The sequence below is a fragment of the Balneola vulgaris DSM 17893 genome, assembly GCF_000375465.1.
In the GTDB taxonomy this organism is placed as follows: Bacteria; Bacteroidota; Rhodothermia; order Balneolales; family Balneolaceae; genus Balneola; species Balneola vulgaris.
The window spans coordinates 928,294-953,054 of the sequence record NZ_AQXH01000001.1; the positions used below are offsets into that span (position 1 = coordinate 928,294).

13 protein-coding genes and 1 tRNA gene are annotated in these 24,761 nt (G+C 39.6%); 11 read left to right on the plus strand and 3 right to left on the minus strand.

Features of this window, described 5'->3' with window-relative positions:
- Positions 1-14 precede the first annotated feature (14 nt).
- Positions 15-1,046 carry a quinone-dependent dihydroorotate dehydrogenase gene (locus B155_RS0104105; RefSeq protein ID WP_018126976.1) on the plus strand — a complete coding sequence of 344 codons (1,032 nt, stop codon included), beginning with the start codon at positions 15-17 and terminating at the stop codon, positions 1,044-1,046.
- Here the strand turns inward: B155_RS0104105 and porW are convergent.
- Both porW and pyk read right to left on the minus strand, forming a co-directional pair.
- The gene (porW, locus tag B155_RS0104110; RefSeq protein ID WP_018126977.1) at positions 1,036-3,741 is read right to left on the minus strand and encodes a type IX secretion system periplasmic lipoprotein PorW/SprE; all 2,706 of its coding nucleotides are present in this window, start codon (positions 3,739-3,741) and stop codon (positions 1,036-1,038) included. The two genes, B155_RS0104105 and porW, sit on opposite strands and share 11 nt — an antisense overlap.
- A gap of 30 nt (positions 3,742-3,771) precedes the next feature.
- Entirely contained in the window at positions 3,772-5,205 is a 1,434-nt protein-coding gene (gene pyk, locus B155_RS0104115) for a pyruvate kinase (protein WP_018126978.1), read from the minus strand.
- 119 nt (positions 5,206-5,324) lie between these two features.
- Between pyk and B155_RS0104120 the strand changes: the two genes are divergently transcribed.
- From B155_RS0104120 to B155_RS0104130, 3 genes are all read left to right on the plus strand, one after another.
- Positions 5,325-6,758 (plus strand): GWxTD domain-containing protein, encoded by a 1,434-nt coding sequence (locus B155_RS0104120; protein WP_157464720.1) that lies wholly within the window; start codon positions 5,325-5,327, stop codon positions 6,756-6,758.
- A 298-nt stretch (positions 6,759-7,056) separates the two neighbouring features.
- Entirely contained in the window at positions 7,057-10,188 is a 3,132-nt protein-coding gene (locus tag B155_RS0104125; protein ID WP_026167187.1) for a SusC/RagA family TonB-linked outer membrane protein, read from the plus strand.
- Positions 10,189-10,203: 15 nt separating this feature from the next.
- A complete protein-coding gene (locus tag B155_RS0104130) occupies positions 10,204-11,685 on the plus strand; it encodes a RagB/SusD family nutrient uptake outer membrane protein (protein WP_018126981.1) in 1,482 nt (493 codons plus the stop codon).
- 159 nt (positions 11,686-11,844) lie between these two features.
- Here B155_RS0104130 and B155_RS0104135 read toward each other — a convergent pair.
- Positions 11,845-11,917, minus strand: a tRNA-Met gene (locus tag B155_RS0104135).
- Between the two features lie 518 nt (positions 11,918-12,435).
- On the opposite strand from B155_RS0104135, the gene B155_RS0104140 reads away from it, so the two are divergent.
- From B155_RS0104140 to B155_RS0104170, 7 genes are all read left to right on the plus strand, one after another.
- Positions 12,436-15,471, plus strand: coding sequence for a SusC/RagA family TonB-linked outer membrane protein (locus tag B155_RS0104140; RefSeq protein WP_018126982.1), 3,036 nt, complete (start codon positions 12,436-12,438; stop codon positions 15,469-15,471).
- A gap of 25 nt (positions 15,472-15,496) precedes the next feature.
- Entirely contained in the window at positions 15,497-16,924 is a 1,428-nt protein-coding gene (locus B155_RS13545; protein ID WP_018126983.1) for a RagB/SusD family nutrient uptake outer membrane protein, read from the plus strand.
- 10 nt (positions 16,925-16,934) lie between these two features.
- Entirely contained in the window at positions 16,935-17,366 is a 432-nt protein-coding gene (locus B155_RS13550; RefSeq protein ID WP_018126984.1) for a hypothetical protein, read from the plus strand.
- A gap of 117 nt (positions 17,367-17,483) precedes the next feature.
- Complete coding sequence (gene rocD / locus B155_RS0104155) at positions 17,484-18,746, plus strand: ornithine--oxo-acid transaminase (RefSeq protein WP_018126985.1); 1,263 nt, start codon at positions 17,484-17,486, stop codon at positions 18,744-18,746.
- Positions 18,747-18,851: 105 nt separating this feature from the next.
- Positions 18,852-20,201: an L-lysine 6-transaminase gene (lat, locus tag B155_RS12950; protein ID WP_018126986.1), complete on the plus strand. Its 1,350-nt coding sequence runs from the start codon at positions 18,852-18,854 to the stop codon at positions 20,199-20,201.
- Positions 20,202-20,434: 233 nt separating this feature from the next.
- Positions 20,435-23,266: a TonB-dependent receptor domain-containing protein gene (locus B155_RS12955; RefSeq protein WP_018126987.1), complete on the plus strand. Its 2,832-nt coding sequence runs from the start codon at positions 20,435-20,437 to the stop codon at positions 23,264-23,266.
- Between the two features lie 38 nt (positions 23,267-23,304).
- Positions 23,305-24,738 carry a tetratricopeptide repeat protein gene (locus B155_RS0104170; RefSeq protein ID WP_157464721.1) on the plus strand — a complete coding sequence of 478 codons (1,434 nt, stop codon included), beginning with the start codon at positions 23,305-23,307 and terminating at the stop codon, positions 24,736-24,738.
- The last annotated feature ends 23 nt before the right edge of the window (positions 24,739-24,761 follow it).

A 24,761-nucleotide genomic window follows, 5' to 3' on the forward strand; every position in this document is an offset into this window, starting at 1 on the left:
TACCCCATTTATTTATGCTATACCAAACTATTGTAAAACCACTCTTATTTAAGAAAGACGCCGAATCTGCTCATGAATTAGCCATTGAATTAGCGTCAGCAACTCACAACTCTCCTGCTCTTCAAACTATTTGCCAACAAATTTATGGTGGACAAGATGAAGGTTTAGAACAATCGTTTTGGGGGTTGTCGTTTACGAACCCGATTGGTTTAGCGGCCGGCTTTGATAAAAATGGTACTACTCCATTAGGTATTCAAGCATTGGGGTTTGGCTTTGTTGAAATTGGATCCATAACAGCTAAAGCTTCCAAAGGAAACCCTAAGCCTAGAGCATTTAGAATTCCTGAAGATGAGTCCCTTATAAACAGAATGGGGTTGAACAATGAAGGAGCAGATGCAATCATTGAACGCCTTAGCAAAGTTTCACTTGATATACCGATGGGGATTAACATTGCTAAAACGAATGATGCTTCAATTCATGGGGATGCGGCCATCGCTGATTATGTATATAGCTATAACAAAGCCCTAGAAGTGGCCGACTACATCACTGTTAATATCTCTTGCCCAAATACTGGAGAAGGCAAAACTTTTGAAGATCCTGCGGCACTTAGAGACCTTCTTTCAGCTTTAAACTTGAAAGAGCAGAACACACCTACACTCGTTAAATTTTCGGTGGATACCGATCGTAATACGCTTCAGCATTTAGTGGAGCTATGTGAAAGTCTACATGTAGATGGTTATGTGGCTACCAATACTTCATCCAATCGTTCTAGCCTGAAAACTTCCAGCACCGTACTAAATAACATTGGCAATGGTGGACTAAGTGGAGCGGCTATAGCTGAACGAAGCGATCAAGTGATTACGTGGATTTATGAAGTGCTTCAAGGCCGAAAACCCATTGTTGGTGTGGGGGGAATCCATAGTGTGGAATCAGCCCAAAGGAAATTAAATGCGGGGGCCAATCTCCTTCAAGTATATACTGGTCTTGTTTACGAAGGGCCAGGACTTATCAAGAAACTTAAAGCTGGAATTCAGCTTAATTCGTAATCGAAATTAAATCGACTGAACAACTTACAGGAGTTGCTTGGTTGTTTACTAAATAAGGGCTAAAAGCTAAACTTTCAGTAAGCAATTCCTGAATTCGCGCGTCGATTTTTTCGTCTTGACTCTCCAGAAGTTGACTACTCTCGATGCCACCACGTCGATTAATTTGAACAATCACAGGAACACTTTTTTGAGTGGTAATAGATTCCATCTGATTTCTAAATTCTGATTTATCACTAAGAAATCTGGGCGTAATATTTAACGAACTGCAGCTAGTCATCTCAGCATTCACATTCGTGCTTGAAACAGCTGTTTGCATTTCCTGAGGTGGTTTACTGAGTGCAATTTCATCATTCAATATTCTCACTTTAGGTAGAAGTTCAGAATTGTTGAATAACCGTACAAACTCATTTAATAAGTCACGAGTTCTATCCCATTTAACCCCTTCGTAAGGAAAGTTTTCATTCGAATCGAACCTCAGTGTGGAATCGATAACCGATTGATATTGTTGCCTATCACCTTGCGATAATGTGGTATCTGATAAGGCCGTTCTAGCTTCAGCCTTTTGAAGGTCTAATGCTTTCTTTTGTTGATTAAAACTTTGCTTGGCTTGATGCCATTCTAACAATTGAACGTTAAATAGAGAATCACTTTTAGCACTACTTACCTGCCATTGAATCGCTTCGTAAAAAATATTGTCGGCATACGCATTACTATCGTTTTCTCGTGCCAGCGAAATTAAGGCATTAATTCTTTGATTCACCGAGATTGTTGTATCCTCTTGAAGTGCCTTAAATTGTTCAAATACTGAAAGCCCTTCCTCTACTTCATCGCCTTCAGAAATATCTATTCCATATTCAGTGGCTATACGTTGAGCATATATCGCATTCGGGTAATTCCTTATTAACTGATTCGCATATTCCATGGCTTCCTCATCATACCCTTGAGAAGCTTTCAATTCAGAGAGAGAATACAACGAAACGGGCACCTCGGTAGCGTCGGGATGTTCAACTATCACTCTTTTAAAATAAACCTCAGCACTGTCTTCCATATTCAAAGAGATATAAAATAGATTCCCTAACTGATATTTAAGGTTGGAGATATCCGATCTCATCTTTTCTTTTTCTGCAGCTTCAAAAGGCACTTCCGATAAGTCTATAGAGACATCAATGCTGCTTATACTTGTATTTTCTGATGTCTGATTATTACTTAAAACGGTTGGATTACTCGCTTGTGTACTTGAAGCCATAATCGACCGTACTCTCCAGTTATCAACTAAAGGTCGATTCCCCCAAATAGCCTGAAATTGGGCTTTGGAATTTGCTATTAATTCTGGATTGGCAATATTTAGAAAACCATTGGCGCCTGTAGTAGGTGACTGCCCTTCATCGTCTGCAACATTCACAATTGTATTTGCTCGCTGTTCGCGAGCATTTCTTTCAGCTTCAAGCTCGCTTAGTTTCTGCTTTTTCAGTTCAACAAGTAGTGAATCGAAGGATTCTTGAGGAAGTTCTGATACCCAAAGTAAACTATCTTTCTTATCCAGTTCCTGCTTCAATCGAGTATACTCGCCAAAGGATTTAGCCAATTCATTTGCAGCAAAATCGAAAGGTAGTTCATCTGGATTGGCGTTTTGTCGAGAAGCAGTATCGTAGTAAGCCGCCGCCATTTCTAAATCATTAAACCCAAAACGATAAACCTCTGCTAAGCGATAATAGCTTAATGCTTTTAGTTCTGCAGTAGGTTGATAATTTCTATTGTATAACAACGATTTATATCGCTCTTCAGCTTCTTCTAGATTCCCTTTATTCTGTTGGGTGAGCGCTAGTTCGTATTCTAATTCTACTTTGTATTCGGTGTTTTTGTCATCTTTCAACATTCCAGAAAACGTACGTAGAGCAATATCAGGATTCCCCAAATCACGGGCCGATTCCGCTTTCTTACGCTGTGCTAGATATTGTAAATCGTAATCCGTGTAGAACTCTCCTACCATTGAGTAAGCATAGTATGCATCTTGCGGAGAGCCAATGCGTTCGAATAGTTGCCCTAATAGAAAATAACCACGCTCACTATACTCTTTATGTTCAATATTAGGCAATGCAAACTCAAGCTGCCGTATAGCTGTTTCCCAGTTCTGTTGTTCTACATAATATTGACTCAGTAACAATCTAAATTCGGCGACTTCAACTACATCAAGTTCTTCTTCAGACTTTAATAGTTCTTCACTAATATATTGAATTCCTTCACTGTACAATTCCATTTCTAACAACACCCTACTTCTCCATAGCTTGGCTTGGTTTAGCAGCTCTTGGTCTTCGGTTGTTAAAATGAGCTCTTGGAATTTCTGTTCAGCAGAAAAGAACTCGCTTTTATAAAAGTAAGATTTACCAATCAGGAAAAGCGCATCATCAACCCACTTTGTGTCGGCGTGCTTCCTTAGAATTTCAGCACCTTTATCGATGGTGTTTTGAAAATCTTGCGCACCTACATTTATTGGGCGTTGATGCACACGAATTGGCAACTGAGGATTATAGACAAGATCAGCATCTTGAACTCGCTGAAGCCCCGTATTAAAACTCTTCTTAGCGTTATAAAAAGTGTTGTAGTAGGCCGTAAAGTTACCCCATCTCGATTTTAATCCCGAACTACATCCTGTTACTAACAGAATTAATACAATGAATAAAAATCGATTTCGCATAAAAGAGTTTATTAAGCCTAACGTAAATACCTATTCGATGGTACTTACTTTGATCATATTGGTACGCCCTCGTTTTGGAACAGGAATACCGGTTGTTAGAATAGCGCGATCTCCACTTTTTACCAACCCATGATCTAACAAATAGGTTTCCATTAAAGAAACACTCTTATCTGTATCAAAAATTTCTTTTACTCGAACTGAATGAACACCCCAAACCAAGTTTAACTGTCGGCGTACTTTTTGATTCTCAGTAAATGCGATGATAGGAACATTAGGTCTGAATTTAGCTATTCGGCGTGCTGTGCTCCCAGAGTGAGTTAAGGTACCAATTACTTTTGCCTCAACATTCTCTGCAATGTTTACACATGAAAAGGATAAAGATTCCACAATCTGCTTTTCCTTCCATTCGGGCTTTTTATAGTCTAAAGTGGAATAAATGTGTGTTCTATTTTCCTCAACAGTTCTACAAATTTTGTCCATCACATTTACAGCCTCTAGGGGATACTTACCAGCGGCCGTTTCACCAGATAACATTACCGCATCAGTACCATCAATTACGGCGTTTGCAACATCCGAACTTTCCGCGCGAGTTGGTCTTGGGTTGTTGATCATAGAATCCAACATCTGAGTTGCCGTAATTACGGGTTTACCCACTGCTCTACATTTCTGTATTAACTGCTTTTGTACAATAGGCACCTGTTCGGTTGGAATTTCAATCCCTAAATCACCTCTTGCAACCATAATTCCATCACACTCTTCAATAATTTCGTCTATTACTTCAAGTGCTTCTGGCTTTTCAATTTTAGCAATTATTGAAGCCTGACTTCCTGCAGCTCGTACTCTCGAAACAATATCTCTCACATCTTTAGGAGAACGCACAAAGGAAAGAGCGATTAAGTCTACGTCTTGGGAAATCCCAAACTCTAGATCCTTTATATCTTTTTCGGTAAGGGCAGGAATCGAAATTTTAACATTCGGAAGGTTTACTCCTTTTCGAGATTTCAATAATCCACCAACTACTACCTCTACCTTTAAAGTAGCTCCTACTTTTTCTACCACTTTAAATTCTAACAAGCCATCGTCGAGTAGTATTCTATTGCCAACTTCTGCTTCATTAACTAAGTTTTTATAATCAATGGGCACCACTGTCGGGCTTCCAACTACGTCTTCACCCGTAATAGTTATAGTACTTCCTGTTTTAAGAACTTGACCACCATTTTTCATTTCACCTACTCGGATTTTAGGTCCTTGAAGATCCATTAACACTGGGATGCTATATTTATGCTTACGAGCAGCTTTACGAATGTGCTTAATTACTTTCGCATGATCTTCATGTGAACCATGCGAAAAATTAACTCTAGCGACATTCATTCCATGTAGTAACAAGTTTTCAATTGCTTCCTCTGTATTACAGCTGGGGCCTATTGTACATACAATTTTTGTGCGTCGTCTTGCAGAAATCATTCGGTCTAAGTATTTAAAGGGTAAATTTAATTATACTAAAGATACTTGAAATGATGTTATCATTTCATATTGTTTTTATAGCAAATCGATTAAACAATCATTAAGTAACAACTTACCACATGCTATTCAAAATTGAAGAGAGTTTAAATATCCCCAAAATTCTACTCCTATGTAGTCTGATTGCAATGGGGTGTTCAAAGTCATACATGGATAAAGTTGAGCGTGGTGCAGGTTATGAATTCAGACCTGGATTTCCAGAAGTACGACTTGTGACTTCAAGTTACATCAGTCCTGAGGGTGAAACGATGCTAAACTTAGCCAGCGAAATTGTGTATGGAAGCCTCATCTACAAAAAAAAGGATGATTTATTTATAGCTGATGCCTTGATGGATGTTCAAATCAATACGCTAGACAACACCAGTAATATAATCGAGTCTAAGCAGTACCCCCTTCAATTAACCGATCCCAAATCAAACGTTGTACTAAGCCAGAAGACCTACAAAATTGAAAAGAACTACCAGGTTCCACCCGGCAATTATGAAATTATCGTTACTGTAACCGATATAAATACAGACAAAGAAACCGTTCGCAAAACACAGACCTTTGTACCCAACCCGAACGGAACGGTCAAAAACATTACAAACATTCGAATATTAAGTCTCAATAAAAGTGTTCGCGATGATTTCATTCCCGTAACTACCTATGACATACCGGGAAAAGCAGATTCTCTAAAGTTCTTATTTCAAGTAACCAATAATGATCCTTCACAGCCTTTAACCATCAATACACGCTTGGTGAAGTTCGAATCGGATACTTCAATAGCACTACCAATGAATTTTAGCACCTATAGGCCTAGCAGTATAGAGTTCAAAGGTATTGATTACTCTGAACGAGAAGAAATAAGTTCAACTCGTCGAGTTCTAAATGACCCTGGAAGCGTTTTAATTGAGTTTGTAAGCCCAGAACTAGAGCGTGGCAACTATCGACTTGAAGTATTCTCTAACCTTGGTAAAGAGAATGAAATTTATAAAGCTCGTGATTTTGGGGTAAAAAGCTATAGTTACCCTTCATTAACTACTCCTAAAGAATTAGCCGCTCCTTTGTACTACTTAATGAGAAAAGGAGAATATGAAGAACTCATGCAATTGGAAGATCCTGACGAAATCAAGAAAGCTATAGATCGCTTTTGGTTAAGAAATATCAAAAACTCAAAAATTGCTAAAGACGTTGTTTCGCTTTATTACGAGCGCGTTGAACAAGCCAACAAGCAGTTTTCAAACTTCAAAGAAGGCTGGAAAACCGATCAGGGAATGATCTATATCTTATTCGGACCACCATGGTATGTTGAAACTGTATTGGACTATATGAGATGGGGGTATTCTTATAATTCAGGAGACCCAGAAAAGAATTTCATTTTCCAAACTCCGAAGCTGAAGAATAAATATTATCCATTCGAAAATTACATTCTCGAAAGGAATAATAATTACTACAATATTCAGTACCAGCAAATCCAGTTATGGCTGAGTGGAGCTATTTTGAAACGAGATATTTAAAGCTCGCTCATTTAGCAAGTATTTGATAGTGCATAAATGCTCTAACTCACTATAAAAACTGACGCTCATCCCTGAGTGTTAATATATTATTGTATTTACACAATTTTACAACCTGCATCAACCTACTGAATTGTAAAAAAATACCCCTAATTTACAATTCTTAACATATTAAAAAACTGATAGTTAGCCGCTAAACAAACTCATCAATGCATTGTATTGCAATCACTTAAGTACTTCCCTGATTGTATGTAAATGCGAATTTACTTTATTTAACACCGCTACTAAACATCACATATTCATGTGGTGTTCTAAACAAAAACATATAAATGCTACTATGGTAAAAAAGTTATATACACTTGCCGTGTTGTTCTTTTTGACGAGTCCTTTGGCGCTCGCTCAGAACGGCACATTAAAGGGTGTGGTAACCAGTGCAGAAACTGGTGAAACACTACCCGCAGTTAACGTAGTGATCGAATCACTACAAAAAGGTACAGCTACGGACGTTGATGGGAACTATACCCTCTCCGGACTGGATGCTGGCACCTATACAGTAAAAGTAAGTTTTATTGGATTTACTACAATTGAAGAAGAAGTTACCGTTGGTAACGGCGAAACAATCAAAAACTTTGTTTTAGCTTCTGATGTTGGATTACTTGATGAAATCGTTGTTTCTGGTGTTGCGGATGCAACTCCACGTAAGAAACTAACGGTATCGGTTGCTAAAGTTGATGCTCAAAGCCTTAACAAAGTACCTGCAACCTCTATTTCAACAGCACTATCTGGTAAAGTATCAGGTGTGACGATTAAAGCAGCAGGTGGTACTCCAGGGGGTTCAGCTCAGGTTCAACTTCGTGCAGATAACAACCTAAATGTTGGATATTCTCCATTAGTAATTGTTGATGGTGTTATCCTTGAAGGAAGTTTAGCTGACATCAACGTTGATGACATTGCTAACATCGAGGTTGTAAAGGGTGCTGCTGCATCTTCTCTATATGGATCTCGCGCTGGTAACGGTGTAATGGTTGTAACTACAAAGCGTGGTGCTAACCTAGAGAACAACAAGATTGACGTTACTATCCGTAACGAATATGGTGTTCAAGAACTTGAAAACTATATTGATCTAGCTGAAAGTCACTTCTACACTCTAGCTACTGACTGGGAATCGGCTAAAGGTACTTACACTAAATATGATGGTGTAACATACCCAGCTGACTACAAAGGTGGTTACAGTCCAGATATCGTAGGTTCAAGAGCTATTGATCCTGACAATTACATGGATAACCCATTTGGTGTTAACAACAACCTACAGGAAGAATTCTTCCGTAACGGTACTAACTACACGAACTTCGTTTCTGTAGCTACTCGTGTTAACAACATTAACCTTTATAGCTCTTTCGAAAACTTCAGCAGTGAAGGTATTATCCCTAATACTGATGGTTATGGTCGTAAGAACTTTAGAATTAACGCAGATTATCAAGTTGCGGATTGGTTAAGCCTTTCTACTTCTAACTTGTTTATCAATTCTACAAACAACTTCCCTGGTGGCGGTGGTGGAATCTTCTTCAATATTGTATTGGCGGAGCCTGATAACAACTTATACTTAGACAACCCAGATGGGCAGCCTTACTTTATTCGTCATAACCACTGGAGTAACGAGACTAACCCTCTTTACAACACCTACAAAAATGACAGAACTGAAGATGAGAAGCGTCAGCTTTCTAACTACTCTGTTAAAGCCACTCCACTTGATTGGTTAGAGTACCGTGGTTCTTACTCTTTCGAGAGCATTAACAACAGATACACTTCGTATAACCCATACGACACATGGCAATTAGGTGGTTCTGACCCACTTGGTATTACTTACTCTGAAGGTTCTTTATACAAGTACTCTGAAGAAGAATTCTCTCAAACTCTACAGCATACTTTTACTGCTAGAAAACAATTCGGTGATTTATACACCAAATTTACTGGTAGTTACCTATGGGAAAACAGAGAAACTGAGTTCTTTGATGTAAGTGGTATTAACTTCGCTATCCAAGATCTTCCAAACTTTGGTGCATTCAATACTGATGATATCTCAGCAGGTTCAGGTCAAGAAGAGATTTCATCTGAAAACTTATTCGGTATTGTATCTCTTGATTATGATGATAAAGTACTTGTGGATGCGATGTTACGTCAGGATAAATCTTCTTTATTCGGTGAAAACAACCGTGAGAACATTTACTACCGTGTTTCTGGTGCATATCGTTTAACTGAAGACTTTGACATTCCAAATGTTAATGAACTGAAAATCCGTGCTGCTCGTGGTACTGCAGGTATTCGTCCAGCATTCTCTTGGCAGTATGAGACTTTCTCATTAAGTAATGGTGTTGCTTCTAAGAATACTCTTGGTAACAAAAACTTAAAGCCTTCTACTACTGAAGAAACTGAGTTTGCAATCAATGCTACTATCTTTGATCGCGTTAGCCTTGAAGCTATCTACGCAACTTCTACTACAAAGGATCAGTTCTTACGTGTTCCATTACTTCCAGTAACTGGATATAATGCACAGTATCAGAATGCTGGTACTATTGAATCGAATACTTACGAATTCAATGCTGAGGCATCTATCATTAATAAGAAAGATGTTACTTGGAACATGAACATGACTTGGTCTAAGTCTGACCAGACGATTACTCAGTTAGATGTTCCTGCATACCAGTCAGGTACTGACAACTTATTCTACATCCGTGAAGGCGAAACTTATGGTGCTATCTACGGACGTACTTGGGTTAGAACATTAGATCAAATGGCTGGCCAGTTAGGAACAGGCGAAACTATTGCTGACTACGAAGTAAACAGCGACGGTTATGTTGTACCTGCAGGTTCTCAAGGAACTTCTAATGAAGAGCCTATCCTTCTTAGAGATGAGAATGGTGATTTAGCATTCGTTGAAATCGGTAATGGTCGTCCAGATTGGACTGCTGGTGTTTCTAACACAGTTACTTACAAAGGTTTCTCGTTCTATATGTTATTCGACATCAAGCATGGTGGTGATGTATACAACCGTAAGTCTCAGTGGTTAACTCGTGATGACAGAAATGGTATCATGGATCAAGCTGGTAAGGCTGATAGCGAAAAGAAGACTTTTGGATACTACAAAGGTTTCTATGATGTAAACTCAAACAACTCTTACTGGGTTGAAGATGCTGGATACGTGAAACTTCGCGAGCTTTCGTTGAGCTACTCTTTCGGCGCTCAAGAACTTGAGCCGATCTTCGGTAACGCTATCCAAAACATTACAGTTTCTGCAATTGGACGAAACTTGTTGACATGGACTAACTACTCTGGATACGATCCAGAAGTGGGTGGAATTCGTAATCCAGTAGACTCAACAGGTGCATATCCTAACTTTAGGAACTACGCACTTTCTGTTCAATTCAAATTCTAAAATCACTTTTACACTATGAAAGTATTTAAATTAAAATCTGTTTTAGGTTTGCTTGCAGCGGGTATGCTGATGAGCTGTGCAGACCTTTCAGTAGAGAATTTAAACAACCCAGATACCCAAAGGGCTTTATCTTCTTCTACCGACTTAACCAACGTTGCTTCTGGTTTATTCCGAAGCTACTACGTTGATACCTACGATACTGCTTCTCCAGCTCACTTGATGGCTACATCTGCGGATGCGGCTACATGTTCTTGGGGTAACTACGGTATGCGTGATATCTCAAGTGAGCCTCGTGGTTCTTGGGATAATGCATCTAACTATACGTACAACTACGTTACTAATAATTTCTTCAATGACATGTACTCAAACTTGTCGTCTGCTTCTGATATCCTAGCGGCTATCAATAATGGAGCTGTAGATTTTGGTAACGACGTTCCAATGATGAGAGCATGGGCAAAATTCAATCAAGGTCTTTCTTTGATGAACCTAGCTCTTACTTTTGATCAAGCGTATGTAATTACTGAAAACACCGATCCTGAAACACTAATCAACCCTACTCTTGTACCATATACAGAAGTAGCTGATTCTGCTGTTGCTTTATTCAATCAAGCAATCTCGATTGCAGATGCCAACACATTCAGCATCCCTGAAGGTTGGTTAAATGGTGTTACTGCTGATAACGTATTGCTATCAAAACTAGCTAATACTTATGCTGCACGTACTATGTCGTACCTTCCAAGAACAGCTGCAGAAAAATCTTCTGTTGACTGGGCTGCTGTTAGAGATCATGCCTTAGCGGGTGTTGATGCTGACTTTAGCGTATTGATGGATGACATTACTTGGTTAAATGATTACAAATGGGTAATCGCGTATCCAGGTTGGGGTCGTATCGACATGCGTGTGATTAACATGATGGATGATTCTTATCCTGCATACAATGCAAATGGTGATGACTATCCAGCACCAGATTCAGCTCGTGTAGTTGACAATGCTGATGTAGATGATAGACTTCTAACCGATTTCGCTCATCTTTCGTCAAACAACTTCCGTCCTGAGCGTGGTCTTTACCACTTCTCAAGTTTCAGACTAAACCGTTACCAAGATTACATCACTACTTGGGATACGTACTTACCTGAAATTCTAAAAGCTGAAAACGACATGTTATTAGCTGAAGCGTACATTGAGTTAAACAACCTTCCAGGTGCTCTAGCAATCTTGAATGACTCAAACAATTCAAGAATGGACCGCGGTGGTCTTCCTGCAGTTGCAACTGAAGCTGAAGCTCGTGATGCTATACACCATGAGAGAATGGTTGAGTTAATTAATACTAGTTATGGAGTAGAGTTCTTTGAAATGAGAAAGAACGACTTACTACAAGCTGGTACGTTATTACAACTACCTCTTCCTGCAAAAGTGTTAGAACTTTTAGGATATGAAAAACCATACTACACATTTGGTGGATCTAATCCTTCTTCATCTGCGGGTGGTTGGAGATAAATTTAGCTTTTTAGCAAAATTTGAAGGCCGGCTCATTTATGAGTCGGCCTTTTTTTGTTTACAGACTTCCCAAATAAAGACTTTATAGAATGTCTTCTAATAACCAGATAGATTATTAGGCAAAAAAAAAGCCCTCTTCAAAAGAGGGCTTATTTATAGTGGCGGGGACAGGATTCGAACCTGCGACCTTCGGGTTATGAGCCCGACGAGCTACCAGCTGCTCCACCCCGCGATTAGACTCCAAATATACGGATATTATTCAACCACTATCAACCATTCTTTTTCTTTTTTTCAAAATTCGACCCTCAAAACATACGCGCTCTCAATAATTTTATTTAGTCTTAGCTAAATTCATTCAGGTACAAATCAATACTGAATCTTATTTCCAAACTGTTAAATAAACATTACTTAAACACCCTAAATTTTAACATCATCAGCACCCCTACAAGGGTTACAATATTTAACCTATGATATGAATTGTAAAACAGAAGAAGAGGTATTGACTATTTTTGAACCTCATAAGTCGCTGTTGAACAATCAAGTAGTGATCAGTTTTTCAATAAAATCTACGTAATTCTACGTAGTACAGCTCAAAAAATGGCTTTTAAATAACCCTGAACGGTGTTAAGTAAAGGTCAATAATTTGTTACGTATTTATGTTAGCTGCCCTTCTCCTTAATATTTAGGTAACTATTTGCGGTGTTTTAATCTCATCTAACACTGCTTAATCAATCATAAATAATAAAGGAAATGAATAAAAAGATACTTTCTATTCTACTATTCTTTGCATCCATTCCTTCTTTTGTTTTCGCGCAAACCGGAAGCTTAAGCGGGACTGTTACTGATGCAAACTCAGGAGAATCGCTCCCTGCAGTAAATGTTGTTATCAAGGAATTAGTTAAAGGTACTTCTACTGATGTAGATGGTACTTACACTATCTCTAGTATTCCTGTTGGCACATATACTGTAGTTGTGCGTTACATAGGTTACGTACCATTCGAAAATACCATTGAAATTTCTAGTGGCACGAATTCTTTAGACATCGCTCTTGAAGAAGACGTACTTCAATTAGAAGAAGTTGTTGTAACTGGATATGGATCTCTACAAAAGAAAGAGATTTCTGGTTCGGTAACTTCACTTAAGATGGAATCGCTTCAGAATGTTCCAGTTCAAAGTTTTGAGCAAGCTATTCAAGGTAGAGCTGCTGGTGTTCAGGTAACGAACTCAACAGGTGCTCCAGGTGCTGCTGTACAAATTCGTGTACGTGGTCAAGGTTCTATCAATGCAGGAAACAGCCCACTTTACATTGTTGACGGTGTTCAGGTTAACTCGGGTGATTTCAGTTCTTCTGCTCCTTCTAGCAACGTTCTATCATCAATCAACCCTAACGACATCGCTTCTATCAGTATCTTAAAAGATGCAGCTGCTGCTTCTATTTACGGTGCTCGTGCTGCAAACGGTGTAGTGATCATTACTACTAAGCGTGGTAATGCAGGCGCTACTGAATTTGATTTATCTGTTCGTCAAGGTTACCAAGAAGTAATCAAGAGAATTGATGTTTTAAGTTCTGCAGAGCTTATTCAATTAACTCGTGAGAGTTTAGAAAACTACGGCTTTGATGAAGGAGTTATCACTGGTTTCATGAATGGCCGTTTTGGTGCTAACCAACCAGAAGACGCTACCATCAACACTGATTGGGCTGACGCTTACTTCCAAAAAGGATTAGGCCAGTCTTATAACTTATCTGCTCGTGGTGGTGACGAAAAAACTAGATTCTTCATCTCAGGTGGATACGATAGCCAAGAAGGTCAAGTAATCAACTCTGATTACCAACGATTAAGTTTACAAACTAACATTGATCACCAAGCTACTGAAAATCTTTCTTTCAAAGCTTCTGTTAACTTAAGTAACTCTGAGTTAAACAGTATCCCAAGTGGTGGTGCATTTGCTAGTCCTTACCGTGCTGGTATTCTAACACTTCCTACTGAGCCAGTAAGAAATGAAGATGGTACATTCAACACTGATCTTGAAGGTACTTACTACTTCAATACCGTTTATGATACCGACTTAAACATCAACGAAACTGTAAACAAGCGTCTTATTGGTAACTTAGGTGCTACTTACAATTTCAATGATAACATCTCTTTCGAGACTTCTAACTCTATCGATTACTTCACAGTAAGTGATTATGTGTATTGGGATCCTCGTAGTGGCGACGGTGAAAATTACAATGGATACGCTAGAAAGAACGTATATGAGTTAACAAACTTCTCTACTAGCCAGGTATTAAACTTTGTATACAACTTCGATCAAGTACATGATGTAACTGGTTTAGTTGGATTCGAATACCGTGAGCAAAACACTGAGAGCTTTGGTGCTACGGCAACTGATTTCCCTAGCTTCCAGTTCAAGAGCTTAAGCTCTGCTGCAGGTTACTTTGGTGATCCTTCTCAGTCTACTTCTACTTTCCGTACTGCGGGTTACTTCGGTCGTGTAAACTACACGTATGATAACAAGTACATTGTATCAGCAACTGCTCGTTATGATGGCTCGTCTCGTTTCGGTAGCGAAAACAAGTTTGGTTTCTTCCCAGCTGTTTCTGCTGCTTGGAGAATCATAAACGAAGACTTCATGGCTGATGTAGACGTTATTGACGATCTTAAGATAAGAGTTGGTGTTGGTGTTACAGGTAACGATGCTATCGGCAACTTCGCTTCTCGTGGACTATACGGCGGTGGTGCAAACTACGGTGGTAGCCCAGGTTTATCTCCATCTCAGGTGGCTAACCCACAACTATCTTGGGAAGAAGCTACTACCTTTAACTACGGTGTTGACTTCGCTTTATTAAATGGTCGTATTACTGGTTCTGCTGAATACTTCTTAGAAAAAACTACGAAGTTATTATTCGACCGTGCGATTCCAGGAACAACTGGATACACTGAAATCACTCAAAACGTAGGTTCTGTGAACAACAGTGGTTTTGAGATTGCAATTTCTACTACTAACTACAAAACTCAGGACTTCTCTTGGGTAACTGATTTCAACATCACTTTCCTAAAAAACGAAGTAACTGGTTTATTTGATGACTTAGATCAATTAGGTACCGACTTATTTGTTGGTGAGGCAATTGGTGTATTCTATGCTAACCGTTATGCAGGTGTTAACCCAGCTGATGGACGCCCTATGTGGTACGACATTGATGGTAACATCACATACACAAGAAGCCCAGACGATCGTGTGATCTTAGGATCTCGCCAGCCAGATAACTTTGGTGGTGTGAACAACACTTTCAACTACAAAGGCTTCCAATTAGAAACTTTCTTCCAGTGGTCGGCAGGTAATTACCTCCGTAACTCTGACCGTTTCTTCGGTGAGCGTGTAGGTAACACTGTTGATAGAAACCAGTGGGCTACAGTTAACGATCGTTGGAGACAACCAGGTGATGTAACTAGCGTTCCTGTAACATGGTACTTAAACCGTTATGGTAGAAAAGCAGACGGTACGGTTGTAAACGACGGTGCTAGCACTTACTACACTACTGGATCTAGCCACTTCATTGAAGACGCTTCTTATCTACGTTTAAAGCGTGCAAAGTTTAGCTATGCATTCGATAAGGCTGTAATCGATCAAATCGGTTTCAGATCATTAAGTCTATTTATCCAAGGAACCAACTTAATTACTTGGACAGAATTTACAGGGTATGACCCTGAAGTAACTGGCGGCAGCACCTTTGGTGACTACCCTCAGGGTAAGACATATACCTTTGGTATCAATGTTGGATTTTAATAGAAATTATAAAACTAATTAAATCATGAAGATTAGAAACTTAACATTACTACTATTCTTGTTGGTGTTTGCATCATCAGCTTGTGATAGTCTTCTAGATACTGAGCCGGCTCAATCGGTTTCAGAAGAAGATGCCATTAAAGACCTAGTAGGTGTAGAAGCCGTACTTAATGGCACTTACGACCGTTTACAAACAGCTGCTTATTACGGAGGTAATTTTATGATTGTCTCTGAAGTACTTGCAGATAACATGAAAGTTGCTGTTCAAAACTCAAACCGTTTTGTAACTGAGTGGACAAACCGCCCATTCGCACATTTCGGATTCCATAATACTGCATACGATATCATTAATAGAACAAACACTGTTCTTAAAGCTCTACCAAATGTTGGTGGAGACCAAGATAAAATTGACCAGTATACGGGTGAAGCTTTATTCATTAGAGCACTTGCACACTTCGACTTACTTAGAAGTCTTTCAAGAAACCCTAACCACTTAGTAGATGGATTCGATCTTGGTATCGTAATCAGAACTGAGCCTTTTAGTGGTGTACTTGACGAAGATGCATTCCCAAGCAGGAGTACTATTACAGATGTATACACGCAGATCAAGAAAGATCTTAACGATGCTATTGCCATCTTAGACCCTTCTACTAACCAGCGTGCTGACTTCCCATTCAAGGTTTCACAAGTAGCTGCGCAAGCACTATTATCACGTGTTCACCTTTATGAAGGCAACTACTCTGAGGCTGTAACAGCTGCTACTGATGCAATCAACAACTCTCCTGTAGGGTTAACTGGACCATCTGCGGCTGATCACCTAACTGCATTCTCTGAAGGCGCTGAGTCTTTATTAGAAATCCAGTTTACTGATGCTGAAACTAGAGGTTTAACTTCTCTTGCGGGTATGTACCGTGATGATATCGGATATGGTGACATTGTTCCTACTGATGAGCTTTTAGGCCAGTTTGAAGCAGGCGATGTTCGTTTAGACATCTTAGATGCTCCTACTGCTAGAGGTTCTGAAACTGTTCGTTACTCGCAAAAATATGCTGGTTACGATGGTACTGCCTTAGGAACTGATAATGTAATTGTTATTCGTTTGGCTGAAGTATACTTAAACAGAGCTGAAGCTTACGCTAAACAAGATACTCCAAACGAAACAGCTGCACTTGCAGACCTTAACCTAATCAGACAACAACGTGGGCTAGCTCCATTAGTTGGTCTTACAGGTCAAGCTCTTATCGATGCAATTCTTAAGGAAAGAAGACTTGAGTTAGCGTTTGAAGGACACCGTGCTTACGACTTAAAGCGTAACGGTATGGGCTTCCCAAAACCTGACGAAGGAATTACCATTCCTTACGACGATTACCGCATCGTGGCTCCTTACTACGAGCAAGAATTGGATGCGAATCCGAATATTGTTCAAAACCCTGGTTATACCGATAACAACTAATTTTAAAGACATGAAAATTTTCAATAAAATTTTAGTACTACTATTAGCCATTGGGTTTACTGCATGTGGAGAAAACACTTCAGTATCATACGATGGTCCTTCATTAGTAGAATTCCCATTAGCTGCAACAACTGTAGACGAAGGCGCTGGCGCTACTACTATCAGAACTCAGTTAGTTGGGCCACACGAGGCAACCGACCTAAACGTAACATTTGAAGTAGACGAAGCTAGTACAGCTGTTGCTGGAACACACTACACTCTAACTACAAATGGTTCATTCACTATTCCTGCAAACAGCAGCTTTGGTGATATCGAACTTACTATCGCTGACGGTACACTAGCCTCTGACGAGACTGTGACTTTGATCATCAACCTAACAGGTGGCGATCTTATTCCTAGCGAAAACTACAAAACTCATACTTTGACTATCGACGGTCAATAATTAGAGTTTGACACTTTTATAAAAAGGCACTCATTTAATTATGGGTGCCTTTTTTTTATTACCCCTCCCCTTCATTCCTTATCTTCCAGCAAGAATTTTAACATTTAGATTTTCAGAATGATTACGACAAACAAGGCTATCGAATTAGAAGACAAATACGGAGCTCACAACTACCATCCACTACCTGTAGTTTTAGCAAAAGGTGACGGCGTATACGTTTGGGACCCAGAGGGTAATCAGTATTTCGATTTTCTATCCGCTTATTCTGCTGTGAATCAAGGACATTGTCATCCTAAAATAACTCAAGCATTAGTAGATCAAGCTCAAACGCTCACATTAACTTCGCGTGCATTTTACAACAATGTATTAGGTGAATACGAGCAGTATATCACTGAGTATTTCGGATTCGACAAGATTCTACCAATGAATACCGGTGCAGAAGGTGTAGAAACAGCCATCAAAGTTTGTAGAAAATGGGCCTATGAGAAAAAGGGCATTGCAGAAAATGATGCTCAGATTATTGTATGTGAAAACAACTTCCACGGAAGAACAACTACTGTAATTTCTTTCTCGAATGATGAAGAAGCACGCAAGAACTTCGGGCCTTACACTCCAGGATTCATAAAAATACCATATAACGATACCGAAGCTTTAAAAGAAGCCCTAAAACAACCAAATGTTGCCGGCTTTTTAGTAGAACCCATTCAAGGTGAAGCAGGTGTTGTGGTTCCCGATGAAAACTTCTTAGCTGAAAGTGCCCAACTGTGTAAAGAGGCTGATGTATTATTTATAGCTGATGAAATCCAAACCGGTATTGCACGTACAGGTGGTTTACTGGCCGTTTGTGGTAACTGTACCTGTTCAGGTCATTGCGAAAAGCAATCAACTTATGTGAAGCCAGATATCCTCATCTTAGGAAAAGCGTTATCTGGTGGAGCCTACCCCGTTTCGGCTATCCTTGCGGATGATGAAGTAATGGATGTTATAAAGCCAGGTCAGCATGGTTCAACCTATGGAGGTAATCCTCTGGGTTGTAAAGTGGCAATGGCGGCACTTGAGGTTGTAAAGGAAGAAAACCTTTCTCAAAATGCACGTAAGCTTGGTGATTTGTTTAGAGCTGAAATGCAAAAACTAGTCGACTCAAACGAGCTCTTCACAAAAGTACGTGGCCGTGGATTATTGAATGCTGTTATCATCAATGATACCCCTGAGAGTGACACTGCTTGGAGATTCTGTGTTGCCCTAAAAAACAACGGTCTGCTCGCAAAACCGACACATGGTAACATAATTCGTTTTGCACCTCCATTGGTAATGACGGAAGAACAACTCCTAGAATGTGTGTCTATAATCACTAAAACCCTTTCTGAGTTCAAACAGTAGATTATTCTGCTTTTTTCTGGATGTATTGAGCAACACATCTGTATTTACTAGCTTCGATTCTGACATAAAAAAGAATTTTGAACTCACTAAATACAGGGACGATTGATGGACGTAGATAAGACTATACATCCGGAACAGGTACGAAAGATTTTAGGAAAACATTTGCTCACCGACGGGTACGATATGGTACTCGATTTAGAAAAAAGTGAAGGAGCTTATCTTCTTGATGCTAAATCAGGAAAGAAATACTTAGACTTCTTCACTTTTTTTGCATCTAATCCATTGGGTATGAATCATCCCAAGCTAGCGGGCGACGATGCTTTTGTAGCTAAACTAGGTCGTGTGGCCATTAACAAGCCATCCAATTCTGATATTTATACCGAAGAAATGGCTGAATTCATGGAATCCTTTAGTCGGGTAGCCGTTCCTGATCATCTCCCCCATTCCTTTTTCATTTCTGGTGGCGCACTTGCCGTTGAAAACGCAATGAAAGTGGCCTTCGACTGGAAGGTTCAGAAAAATTTCCAAAAAGGTTACAGAGTTGAAAAAGGCCACAAAGTATTACACTTCGAAAAAGCCTTTCACGGCAGAACTGGCTATACCCTTTCTGTAACAAATACAGTGGAAGACAAAGTTAAATACTTCCCTAAGTTCGATTGGCCACGCGTGATTAGCCCTGCCAATATTTACCCTGAGACTCCCGATAGTTTAAAAGTGGTTATAGAGCATGAACAATTAGCTATCGCTCAAGCAGAACGCTTTTTTGAGCAGTACAAAGATGATATAGCTTGTATACTCATCGAACCAATACAAGGTGAAGGTGGTGATCGTCACTTCCGTAAAGAATTTCACTTAGCATTGAGAGAACTAGCCGACAAACATGAAGCCCTATTGATTTATGATGAAGTTCAAACTGGGGTAGGAATGACCGGTAAATTTTGGGCTCACGAGCATTATGTAAATCCTGATATCATTTCATTTGGTAAAAAGGCTCAAGTATGTGGCGTTCTAGCAGGTCCTCGTGTTGATGAGGTAGAAACAAATTGCTTCAATGTTTCATCTAGAATTAATTCCACCTGGGGTGGGAATCTAGTTGATATGGTTAGATTCGGAAAAATTCTCGATATCATTGAAGAAGATAACCTTGTAGAAAATGCAGCTGAAGTAGGTAATTACTTAGTATCTAAACTCAAGGAACTATGTGCTCAACATGATCACTTAAGTAACCCACGAGGTTTAGGTTTATTCGCTGCTATCGACCTACCAGACTCTCACTCTAGGGATGCTGTTATTTCAGAATGTATGCAAAACGGACTCATGATATTGTCATGTGGACCAAATACAGTTCGGTTCAGACCACCGCTTACCATTACTAAGCAACAGATAGATGAGGGCTTAGATATTCTCACTAAAGCGTACTCAACCGCTTTGAGTAAATGCCCTGTTGCGAACTAAACTAACCAGTTCTGTTCCAAGCCCTGTGTTTTTTCATACAGGGCTTTTTTTATATGCAAATCATTTAAATATTTTACCACTCTATCCTCATCTCTCCCACTCAGTTAAAGCCCTTTATGTAAGTCACTAGTTTGCAAAAAGATAGACAAAATTAAAAACCCATCAACTATTTCATTTAATATTGAACTAATGTACATTAATACTCCCTTAACATTAATTAACATTGAGGACATATGTTTAAAACGTTACAAAAATCAGTATTACTAGTACTGTTTTTCTCCTCTTTAGCTTTTGCTCAAAGTGGAAGTCTCTCTGGTAAAATTTCTGACTCCGTAACTGGAGAAGAAATACCAGGAGCAACAGTATATATCGTAGAGCTTCAAAAAGGTGATGCCGCCGACATGGATGGTAATTACTCAATTAGCTCGATTCCAAATGGAAGCTACACCCTCCAAGTTTCCTTCGTTGGATATAAAAAGAAAACCGTATCCGTGAGTGTAAGTGGTTCAACAACACTTGATGTGATGTTGGATGAAGACATTGCTGGATTAGAAGAAATCATTGTAACCGGTCAGGGTCAGGCGATTGAAACCAAACGACTCTCAACAACCGTGGATGTGATTACAGCAAAGGATCTTGAAAAACTACCTGCTACGCAGTTAGATCAAGTACTCCAAGCTAACCTTCCAAATTCACAAGTTCGCTTAAACTCAGGTCAGCCTGGTACCGCATCCCTAATTCGTGGACGTGGTGTGAACTCTGCACTTACTTCTACTACACCAGTAATATATATTGATGGTGTACGTGTTGATAATTCAACAGGTGCTAATTTAGGAATTGGAACCGGTGGTGCTCAAAGTTCTGCCTTAGCCGATATTCCTATTGAAAACATCGAACGTGTTGAGGTGATCAAAGGTGGTGCTGCAACCACTCTATATGGTGCAGATGCAGCTAACGGTGTAATTCAAATCTTTACTAAGAAAGGTATTCAAGGAAACAACCGTTTAACTTTTGAAACTACACTTGGTGCCATAAAAGGAACCGAAGACTTCTTATTCTATAAAGAAACTGCAGATATCCTGTTTAAAACGGGTGCCTATCAAGAATATAAACTTAGTGCAACGGGTGGTAATGAAACTTATACCTATGCCTTCTCAGGTTCTATGCTTGATAACGATGGGTTCCGCCCAAACAACAATCAGGTTAAACATAACTTAAGAACTTCTGTAAGTGCTCAAATAAACCCTGTAGTTAGATACTCGGGTTCTTTAGGCTTCACAAGTAATGAATTCGGACGTGACAATAACGCGAACAGTTCATTCGGTTCTTTTAGTAGTTTAGAAGGTGCTCGTTATGGTGATTTATCTCAATTAGATGATGCAACTTATGCAGCACTTGATGAGCAAATCAATGATATTCAAAATAATGTTGACTTCCTTGAAGACAACAAGCGCTTCCAAACGTCTCACACCCTTGATTTCAATATCTCTGAAGGCTTAGCGGCTAAAGCGGTATTTGGTGTAGATAACCGAACATCACGTCAGCGTCAGATTCAAACCAACGCGTATTTAATCGCTCTTGGTTCTGTTCCTGCAGGTACTTCTGATCAAGGATCTATAACTTTGTTTGAGCGTGACTATCTAGGTATTACACTAGAAGGTAGTATTCAGTACCTAAAAGATTTCGGTGATATCTCTACTGTATCTGTAGCAGGTGCTCAAATTTTTAGAACCGATGATCGACAGATTAATGCACAAGGTACTGAGGTGCCCGATGGTGTTAAGACTCTAAATAGTGCTTCTGATGTTTCAACTTTAGATTTCAGAAGAACTGTAGCTAACTATGGTTATTTCTTCCAAGAGAACGTAGGATTCTTTGATAAGTATTTCATTGAATTTGGATTCCGATTGGATCAAAACACCGCTTTCGGTGAAGAAGTAGACCCACAGCTTTTCCCTAAAGTTGGAGTTAGTTATGCTCTTTCTTCAGAGAAATTCTTCCAGGATAATGTTCCTTCTAACATTTTATCGAATGTTAAACTGAGAGCAAACTGGGGAGCCGCGGGTAACTTCCCTACTCCATTCTCTAACCAAGTACTTGCTGATATTGATCCTTTCCTAGGAAAGCAATCAATAGAATTTGGTACAGCTGGTGATGTGAATCTAAAACCAGAGCGCTCTGAAACCTATGAAGCAGGTGTTGATTTAGGATTCTGGAACGACCGTGCTTCTCTTCAATTCACATATTATAACACCCAGACTAAGGATGCCTTATTTAACACAAATAATGCTCCATCAACTGGTTTAGGTGCTTCTCTACAAAACGTAGGTGAAATTGAAAACAAAGGTTGGGAATTAGCCGCTAATGTTTTAGTGCTCCAAGAACGTGATTACTCACTTTCAATTAGAGGCTCTGTAAATAGCTTCGAGAACAAAGTAGTTAAATCAGGTGGTGCTCCATTTAACGTAGGTGGTTTTGCCTTCCTAGGTTCATGGGTAGCTGAAGGATTCCCTATCGGTTACTTTAGAGGTAATAACCCTGTATTTGATGATGCTGGAAATCTTGTTGAAGTAATCCCTAACGACGATCTAGGAAATACTATTCCTGATTACTTCGGATCGTTTGGAATAAACTTCAATTATAAAGACTTCGGCTTCAACGTAAATGGTGACTATCAAAAAGGTGGTAACATTGTGAACACTACTGAGGTACTTAAATTCCTTAGAGGTGCTCCAGAAGAAGGTCGATATCCTGCTGGTTCAGCCGGTCAAAGTTTCTTTGATTTAGCCGGGCTTTGGGTAGAAGATGCAAGCTACATGAAAATACGCTTGATCTCGCTTGATTACACCCTTCCACAAGAATGGACAGAAGGTTTAGTTCGCAGAATTACATTAACTGGAACTGCTGTAAATCCATTTAACTTTGTAGCTAATAATGTTGATCCTGAGGTTACAGGTGCTGGTATAGGTGGACAAGGTGTTACTGAAATTGGTGTTGGTGGGTTCGTATATGGTACGGAGTCTCAACCACGTCAGTTCCTTGGTAGTATCAAAATCGACTTTTGATCATGTTAACAGAAACCTTTTTAAACACAGATAAGATTATGAAAAAGAGTATAATTTTAACCGCCGTGTTAGCATGTTCATTAACAGTTTCTTGTGACATGATAGACGGAACGGGAGTAGAAAATCCGAATTTAACTTTGGATGGATCGTTGGAACTTCCAAACCCAGCTACCGCATGGGTAAATGGTTTGGAAGAGCAAATTGCGACTGTAGCAAACAGTTGTGTAACTACGCAAGAATTAGCAACCGACAACTATGAAAACGTTCAAACATTCTTCAATCAGAATGTGGATGCGGGACCTTATCGAGATATCGATACTAGTTTCAGAGGTTGCCAATTTGCCATTGCTGCATTAAGAGAGCAGGCTGAGTATTCTATCAACACAGTATTACCTGTTGACGAAGCAGCCGCTGGTACTTCTTTAGAAGCTGAAATGCACTTCTATAAAGGTGTTGCCAACTTATATGCTGGTGAAATCTTCACTGCACTACCGAATGACGCAGAAGCCCCAGCTGTGGGTCCTGACACTCATTTTGCCACTGCAGTAAGTGATTTTACGAATGCGTTAAATATCGACAACTCATCAGAAACAGCTATTAGTTACTATATCATGCGAGCACGTGCTCACTATGCCTTAGGTAACCAAACGGAAGCTGTAGCGGATGCTAATTCTGCTATTACCTTAGATGGTGATGATGACTATGTACGATTCGTACGCTTTGATGCCGTAAACGGCCCTGCGCATACGCTTCAAGATGCAGTGCATGACCGTGGTAATTTTGATGATCTTCAACCTTTACCTAGGCTTGATTTCCTAGATCCTAAATATTTCGATATTGATGGTTCTACTGATTCAAATATGCCGATGGCTAAAATTGAAGAAGCCTATCTAATCATTGCAGAATCTGAACTTGCTGACTCTGACCTACCAGGAGCAATTGGAGCCATGAATAGCGTGGTAAATATTGCAAATGCACGTGGAACAGAAACGGTTGATGATTCGAACGAAGGGCGAGAAGACCCAAGATCAGGTACTGCTGTTCCTCAAAGACCTAATAACTCTGGGTTTACTGTACGTGCAAGTTCATCGGATCCCTACCGAGCTAACTTAGTATTGGATAGAACTGCCGCACTTGAAACACCAAGTATCTCTGGTACTTCTCTTTCAAATGCAGACATCAATAACTTAATTCTTGGGGATGCCTTAGAAACATTATATCTACTTCGTCAAGAAATCTTCTTTGGTGAAGGAAGACGTATGTTTGATATGGGAATTAGATGGCCCGTTGCTGAACGTGAAGCACTTATTAATCCGAATATTACGGATGCCGATCGCCAAGCTACAATCCCATCTTATTTACCAACCCTAGGTGAAATCGATGACTTTACCATTGACAGCCCAACCGAAGTTACGATCCTGCATAACATCAATAGATTGATTGCAGATAACAGAGGTAATCGCTTTAATTAATAAAGTATAGACACAAAAAAAGC